This is a genomic window from Acidipropionibacterium timonense (assembly GCF_900605005.1).
Classification (GTDB): domain Bacteria; phylum Actinomycetota; class Actinomycetes; order Propionibacteriales; family Propionibacteriaceae; genus Cutibacterium; species Cutibacterium timonense.
This window is the reverse complement of record NZ_LR027571.1, coordinates 1-1,555: the sequence shown is the minus strand read 5'-3', so window position 1 is coordinate 1,555 and position 1,555 is coordinate 1. Positions and strand designations below refer to the sequence as shown.

1 protein-coding gene is annotated in these 1,555 nt (G+C 64.4%); it reads right to left on the bottom strand.

Features of this window, described 5'->3' with window-relative positions; translation table 11 throughout:
* Nucleotides 1-147 precede the first annotated feature (147 nt).
* Nucleotides 148-1,305 (bottom strand): AAA family ATPase, encoded by a 1,158-nt coding sequence (locus E0E30_RS13215; RefSeq protein WP_130866944.1) that lies wholly within the window; start codon nucleotides 1,303-1,305, stop codon nucleotides 148-150.
* Between the last annotated feature and the right edge of the window lie 250 nt (nucleotides 1,306-1,555).

The window sequence follows — 1,555 nt, the reverse complement described above, 5'->3', positions numbered from 1 at the left end:
CGGCAGACTCGAACACCTCCGCGGCATCGCCCTGGGATTCCGCAACCTCACCCACTACATCACCAGATCACTCCTGGAGACCGGAGGATTCAGACCCCGACTACACCCTGGATCCTGAAGAGCCCCTCAACCACGACCCGCATGACGTCACCGCCTGGCCGCGGCCATCATTCCGGACAGGTCGCCGGGACTGATGAGGTCGGACACGATCTCGGAGAATGGCAGTTCCGCGTCGATCTGGTCGGCCACTGTGTCGATCCCTGACAAGAGGGTGGCAACGCTGCCGTCTTCGGTGACCTCGAGGACGAGCACCTCGTCGGCGCGGACGCCCTCGTCATCGAGCAGTTCGGGGGCGTGGGTCGAGAGGATCACCTGCATCGAAGCCCCCCGCTGGGCCGCGGCGAGCAGCGACGCGAGGCGCCGCACGATGGCGGTGTTGAGCGAGAGTTCGGGTTCCTCGAGGAGCAGCACTCCGCCGTGGGAGGGTGCGCTGACAATCGTCCACAGCAGCCCAATGAGGCGCAGGGTCCCGTCAGAGAAATCGGCCTCGTTCTGCTCGGACGGGTTCTTGCGCCAGTTGCGGTAGCCGGCAATGAGATGCGGCTGCCCCGCGGCGTCCACCTTGAGGTCGAGGGTCTCGAACCCGGGCACGGCGGCGACCAGCGCCTTCTGGATTCGACGGAACCACGCGTTCCGCGTCCGTTCCGGCGTGCCATTCATCTCGGCGATCATCGAGCTGCCGAATGCCCTCGTACTCAAGGCGCCAGCCCCCGATGGATGGCGGATCACTTGGGGCACGAGGTGGAAGTAGTTCACCTTTGCGAAGTATTCGGCGATCGGCCGGAATTTCTGGTTCGACGAGAGCTGTTCGAGGTGCGTCTGGGTGAGCCGCTCGGGGTCCTGTTGATCGCTCGCGTCAGGACGCTGGAGAATCTTCTCGCCGTTCCTCTCGACGATCTCGCGCACAACCACAGGCCGGTTCCTGCCCCCTTGCTGTCCCTTGATCGCCAAGACGTATCGCCATCGGTCATCGTCGCCGTCCATGAGATCTATCTCGATGTTCAGCTCGCCATTGTGGTTGTTGCGGGCGAACAGGCAGCGGGTCTTCGACAGCCCCCCGCGGGAATTCAGCGCGGCGGTGAGGCCACCGCCCGGACGCGACACGTCGCCCAGAAACCGGAACAGGTCGAGCAGGTTCGACTTGCCGGCGGCGTTCGGGCCGACGACGATCAGCCGATCCCCGAGGGCGAAGTCGAGGTTCTTGAAGTTGCGCCAGTTGTGCGCAGCGACGTGGGTGATCCGCATGCCTCAATACTTCCAGTTGACGCGCGACTGAGGCTGGTCTTCAGACGGACAGCTCCAGATCGACGACGCCGGCCACCGGGCCTGAGGCTGAGACCGGCGTCCCACGACCACGCGTTCGGTCCCACACCTGATATGGGTGTGGTTTCTGTCAAGAGGGCAGGATGAGGCGCCACCAGGCTGGATGCCGGGTGGCGCCTCATCTCTTGTTGACCCGAAGTGGTGTTGACGAGGGGTTTCGCGTGTCTGTCGA